Annotated in this window: 6 protein-coding genes; 3 read left to right on the top strand and 3 right to left on the bottom strand. The window is 60.7% G+C overall.

All coding sequences use genetic code 11. The features are described 5' to 3' along the window. Positions 1 to 113: 113 nt before the first annotated feature. Both ACE3TQ_RS18305 and ACE3TQ_RS18300 read right to left on the bottom strand, forming a co-directional pair. Positions 114 to 380 carry a flagellar protein FliT gene (locus ACE3TQ_RS18305; RefSeq protein WP_374583726.1) on the bottom strand — a complete coding sequence of 89 codons (267 nt, stop codon included), beginning with the start codon at positions 378 to 380 and terminating at the stop codon, positions 114 to 116. 166 nt (positions 381 to 546) lie between these two features. Continuing rightward, positions 547 to 1,362 (bottom strand): HDOD domain-containing protein, encoded by an 816-nt coding sequence (locus ACE3TQ_RS18300; RefSeq protein WP_374583725.1) that lies wholly within the window; start codon positions 1,360 to 1,362, stop codon positions 547 to 549. Positions 1,363 to 1,596: 234 nt separating this feature from the next. Between ACE3TQ_RS18300 and ACE3TQ_RS18295 the strand changes: the two genes are divergently transcribed. From ACE3TQ_RS18295 to ACE3TQ_RS18285, 3 genes are all read left to right on the top strand, one after another. Further along, on the top strand, positions 1,597 to 3,651 hold the full coding sequence (locus ACE3TQ_RS18295; RefSeq protein WP_374583724.1) for a M13 family metallopeptidase: 2,055 nt from the start codon (positions 1,597 to 1,599) through the stop codon (positions 3,649 to 3,651). Between the two features lie 9 nt (positions 3,652 to 3,660). After that, positions 3,661 to 4,275 (top strand): class I SAM-dependent methyltransferase, encoded by a 615-nt coding sequence (locus tag ACE3TQ_RS18290; RefSeq protein WP_374583723.1) that lies wholly within the window; start codon positions 3,661 to 3,663, stop codon positions 4,273 to 4,275. Positions 4,276 to 4,344: 69 nt separating this feature from the next. Beyond that, entirely contained in the window at positions 4,345 to 4,551 is a 207-nt protein-coding gene (locus ACE3TQ_RS18285) for a CsbD family protein (RefSeq protein ID WP_055936965.1), read from the top strand. A gap of 206 nt (positions 4,552 to 4,757) precedes the next feature. Here the strand turns inward: ACE3TQ_RS18285 and ACE3TQ_RS18280 are convergent. Beyond that, positions 4,758 to 5,187 (bottom strand): hypothetical protein (locus ACE3TQ_RS18280; protein ID WP_374583722.1); only part of this gene is annotated, 430 nt, incomplete at its 5' end.

The following is a 5,187-nucleotide window of genomic DNA, read 5'->3' as shown; positions in this document are numbered from 1 at the left end:
ACGAAAGACATTTTTCAAAATGTCTTTCGTTCTTCCTGACCCCAAAGTGGACAAAAAAAAGAAAAGCGCCCGGAGGCGCTTTCGTTTGGTGCTGGTGGAGCGGAATCAGCCGTTCAGCCGTTCAGGCGGTTGTGCCACGGCTCGGTTACTTCGCGGATGGCGCGGTCGTTGGCGAGGATTTGCTTCAGCAGCTCAATCTTGCGCTTGCGGGCATCGCCCTGCACTGGCGCTGCGCCGCCCATCAGGGCGACCGAGGCTGCGGCACACTGGTTTTCCATGCGGTCGAGCGAGTCCCAGTCGCTGGCTTGCGCGGCCATCACCATCTTATTGGTCAAACCGGCAATATTTTCGTAGGTTGCGAGGACTTCGGTCGAGGTCATTTTTGAGCCTTGGATTCAGTGCGCGGAGTACCGCTTTTCTGGATTTACGTCAGGCTCGGCAGGAACTTTAGGGTTTTCTCAAAAAAAATTTGAAAAAAGTATGAAAAAAGCCGTTGCGCCCCCATCCCAAGGGCAACAACGGCCAGGAGTAAAGCAGTTTCGTTGCTTATTTGATCAGTTCTTCCAGTCCAGCGCTCAGCTCGTCCAGCGATGGCATCTGGTCAATCAGGGCATTGTCGTCCAGGCCCAGGTTGTCAGCCACTTCGGTCGGATAGCAGGCGGCGATTTCTTCCGGCGTCAGCTTGTTTTCGTCAACGCGGGCGCGCCAGGCGGCCAGGTGGATTACGGAGGCCAGCAGGTCGTCGCCCGGGTTGGGGAAGGCGGCAATCGTTTCCGAGAATGCAGGCGGGAATTTCCAGCGGCGGGCCAGTTCGGCGCCGACGTCGGCAAAATTGTAGCCCAGCGAGGATTGCTCGGCATCCAGACGGCGTGAATCGAGCGGGCCGGCGATCTTGTCCAGCGCCATGGCCTGTTCCGGCATGGCGGCGTGGATCACCAGCTGCCCGATGGCGTGCATCATGCCGATCGTGAAGGCGAGGTCGGTATTCTGTTTGCAGGCTTTGGCGATGAACTTGGCGCCGACGGCGGTGCGCAGGCTGTAGCGCCAGAACTGGCGCAGGTCGAGGCCGGGCACAGTCTTGAAGCCGCTCACCAGGCCGGAGCTGATCACCAGCGTGCGCACGGTGACGAAGCCCAGCATCAGCACGGCGTCTTCGACGGTGCCGATCGAGCGCGATACATGGTAATAGGCGGAATTGGCCAGGCGCAGCAGCTTGGCGCTCAGGACCGGATCGGCCGACAGTTTCTTGGCGATGTCCTCGGTGGATACGCTGGCCTTGTCGAAGCTGCTGATCAATTCGTCAACAACCTTCGGAGCAGTGGGCAACGCGGTTGGATTCTGGAACAGGGCTTCGAGCTTCATGGAAAGTCTCCTCATTGATAGGCGTTGCTGTAAGTGAACTATATAGCGATTCCAGAGGGGAGTGCAGCAAGTTTTTAACATTCGTTGGCATTGCTGCACAGCATTCCCTGATTTCTGCATTTGATCCCGCAATTTTGCAGTCTGTCGCACAGGCGCCATGTCACGCTGCGGTTGCCGCTAGAGTGCAGTCTGGCTTAATCCGCCACCAAAAATTACTAGATATAGGGATACACAATGCACACAACGACACGCGTAACGCCTCTCAAGCTGGCCCTTACCCTGGCCTTCTGCGGCGCCACCCTGGGACTGGCCCCGGCGCTTGCCCAACAGGCGGCGCCGGCCCAGGCTGCGCCTGCGCAGCAAGCCGCGGTGCCGCTGCCGGGCGATGACTTCTTCGGCTACGTCAATGCGGAATGGCTGGCCAAGACCGAGATTCCGGCCGACAAGGGCAGCTGGGGCGCCGGTTCGGCGCTGGGCGATGAGACCAATGCCCGCATCGTCAAGCTGATCGAGGAAACCGCCGCCAAGAACCCGACCGGCGATGCGCGCCGTGTGACCGATTTCTACCGCGCCTTTATGAACGAAGCGGCGATTGAAGCCGCCGGCACGGCCTCGCTGGCGCCGGAGCTGAAGAAGATCGATGCCATCAAGGACAAGGCCGGCCTGGTCCAGGCCCTGGGCGCCAGCGTGCGCGCCGACGTCGACCCGCTGAACTCCACCAATTTCTACACCGAGAACATTTTCGGCATCTGGATCGCGCAAGGCCTGACCGATCCGCACAACTACGTGCCGTACGTGCTGCAAGGCGGCCTGGGCATGCCGGACCGCGCGTTCTACCTGGAAGACAGTCAGCGCATGAGCCAACTGCGCACGGCCTACCAGGCCCACATCGCCGCCATGCTCAAACTGGCCGGCTACAGCGAACCAGAGACCCGCGCCGCGCGCGTCTACGAACTGGAGAAGAAGATCGCCCAGTCGCACGCCACGCGCGAAGATTCGGCCGATATCCAGAAGGCCAACAACCTGTGGACCATGAAGGACTTCAGCGCCAAGGCGCCCGGCATGGACTGGAAGTCCTTCTTCCGCGCCGCCGGCCTTGGCAAGCAGGGCAAGTTCATGGTCTACCACCCGACCGCGATCACCGGCGCCGCCGCGTTGGTGAATGAGATGCCGCTGCAGGCATGGAAAGACTTCCTGGCCTTCCATACCGTGAACCACTTCGGCGGCTCGCTGCCGAAGGCCTTTGTGGACCAGCGTTTCGAGTTCTACGGCCGCACCCTGAACGGCACGCCGCAGCTGTCGCCACGCTGGAAGCGCGGCCTGGGCGCGGTGAACAGCGCCTTGCCCGATGCTGCGGGCAAGATGTACGTCGAGCGCTACTTCCCGGCGGAAGCCAAGGCGCGCCTGCAGGTCATGGTGGCCAACATCGTGGCCGCCTTCCACAAGCGCGTGGACAAGCTGGACTGGATGGCGCCCTCCACCAAAAAAGAGGCGCAGGAGAAGCTGCGCACGCTGTACGTGGGCGTGGGCTATCCGGACAAGTGGACTTCCTACGAGGGCCTGGAGATCAAGCCGGACGACGCCATGGGCAACCTGCTGCGCGCGGAGAAATTCCACTACCGCCAGGAGCTGTCCAAGCTGGGCAAGAAAGTGGATGCGACCGAATGGTGCATGCCGCCGCATATCGTGAATGCGGTGAATATGCCGATGCAGAATGCGCTGAACTTCCCGGCCGCGATCCTGCAGCCGCCGTTCTTCGACATGAACGCGTCCGATGCGCATAACTACGGCGCGATCGGTTCCGTGATCGGCCATGAGATCAGCCACAGCTTCGATGACATGGGCGCGCAGTTCGACTCCAAAGGCCGCCTGCGCGACTGGTGGACCAAGGAAGACGGCGAGCATTTCAAGAAGGGCGCTGCGGCGCTGGTGGCGCAGTACGACGCTTACCAGGCTTTCCCTGACCTGAAACTGAACGGCACCCTGACCCTGAGCGAGAACCTGGCCGACCTGGCCGGCCTGGCGGCGGCGCTGGATGCCTTCAATGCGGCGTCCGGTGGCAAGGCCTCGCCGGAGCAGGAGCGCGCTTTCTTCGCGGGCTTTGCTTCCAGCTGGGCCAACAAGGCGCGCGATGCGGCGCTGCGTAACCAGATCGCCACCGACGGCCACTCGCCGGCCAAGTGGCGCACCTACACCGTGCGCAACCTGGACGACTGGTACAAGGCCTACGACGTGAAGCCGGGCCAGAAGCTGTACCTGGCGCCGGAGCAGCGCGTACGCGTCTGGTAAAGTACGGGGATGGACGATATCGAGCAGATCACCCGCCGCACGCTGGATCATTACGAACGCAATGCGCAAGCCTTCCTGGAGGGCACGCGCGACCATGACGTAAGCCAGAACGTGGCGGCGCTGCTCGATGCGATCGAAGGAACGGCGCCGTTCCGCATCCTCGACCTTGGTTGCGGCCCCGGCCGCGACCTGCGTACTTTCAAGTCCCTCGGGCATGAGCCGGTCGGTGTCGATGGCTCGGCCCGCTTTGTGGAGATGGCGCAGCGCTGGAGCGGCTGTCCCGTGTGGCAGCAGGACTTCGTCGCGCTCGACCTGCCTCCCGCCTCGTTTGATGGCGTATTCGCCAATGCTTCCCTGTTCCACGTCCCCAGCGCCGCTTTGCCGGATGTGCTGGCGCGCCTGCATGCGGCGCTGAAGCCGCGCGGCGTCCTGTTCAGCTCTAATCCGCGCGGGCACAACGAGGAAGGCTGGAACGGCGCGCGCTACGGCTGCTACTACGATTTCGAAACCTGGTCCGAAGTGGTGAGGGCGGCCGGCTTCGAGCCGGTCACGCACTATTACCGTCCGGCAGGCTTGCCGCGCGAACAGCAGCCCTGGCTGGCATCTGTCTGGCGGAAATGTTAACGAGCGAACAGTAACCGAACCTTACTCTCCGTATGATTTGCTCGTCGCAATCTTTTTAAGGAGCGAATCATGAACAAGGACCAAGTGAAGGGTAAAGCCAAGGAAATCGGCGGCAAGATCCAGGAAGAAGCTGGTGAACTGGTCGGCAGTTCGAAGCAGCAGGTGAAAGGCGTCGCCAACCAGGTGGAAGGCAAGCTGCAAAAACAGCGCGGCGACTTGCGTGAAGCCATCGACGATGCCACGGACGAACTGATCGACCGCGGCAACCGCCAATAATCGCACCGGGCCGGGCACACGATCAGTGCCCGGCCATCAAAATCCCTAGGCTAGCGCCAAGTGCCAATATTGAGCCGATGAGGCTCAATGCGCATAGCCAGTTGTGCACAATCTGGGTTACGCGTTCCTCATTACCCCAGGCGCTATCCATTCCCTGATCCATAAGCCGTCCCTCCTTCCACATACAGAGTGTTGCAGCTTTTCGGCTAAGGGCAAGCCGGCTGAACTGAGAAATGGCTAATCGTCGCCAATAACGCTGAAAAGGCCGTGAAAAAGGTGGACATCACCAGAAGCCGATAGTGCAGAATCCACTCCTTCCACGTTGCTTTTTTAAATTTCGCTTCGGGAACCGGGAACGTCGCGCCCATGATAGCCAGCAAGCTCGAAATGATCAGGCAAACGATGCAGGCGGCAAGTATTGGACCTTCCCAGTACAATGAATCGCCTTCCGCTGCTTTGCGATAAAGATCGTATGTAGCATTGGCGCAGAATACAACTGCGATCCAACCAAGTTGCCCATCCTTGGTTGCGCGAATTATCCGGAGCTTCGATGCATAAGGCCCTGCCGGCGCGCAAACTCGTCCTGCTACGAACAGCAGGAGGATTGGCGCCAATACTGGCAGAAGTATATTGATC

The sequence above is a fragment of the Pseudoduganella sp. genome (assembly GCF_041914865.1).
Classification (GTDB): Bacteria; Pseudomonadota; Gammaproteobacteria; order Burkholderiales; family Burkholderiaceae_D; genus Rugamonas.
The sequence above is the reverse complement of the archived record's forward strand: the minus strand, read 5'-3'. Positions and strand labels throughout refer to the sequence as shown.

Bases quoted from the DNA above. Each gene is read 5' to 3' on its own strand.
- ACE3TQ_RS18285 (WP_055936965.1), top strand. From the start codon at position 4,345: ATGAACAAGGACCAAGTGAAGGGTAAAGCCAAGGAAATCGGCGGCAAG.
- ACE3TQ_RS18290 (WP_374583723.1), top strand. From the start codon at position 3,661: ATGGACGATATCGAGCAGATCACCCGCCGCACGCTGGATCATTACGAA.
- ACE3TQ_RS18300 (WP_374583725.1), bottom strand. From the start codon at position 1,362: ATGAAGCTCGAAGCCCTGTTCCAGAATCCAACCGCGTTGCCCACTGCT.
- ACE3TQ_RS18305 (WP_374583726.1), bottom strand. From the start codon at position 380: ATGACCTCGACCGAAGTCCTCGCAACCTACGAAAATATTGCCGGTTTG.
- ACE3TQ_RS18295 (WP_374583724.1), top strand. From the start codon at position 1,597: ATGCACACAACGACACGCGTAACGCCTCTCAAGCTGGCCCTTACCCTG.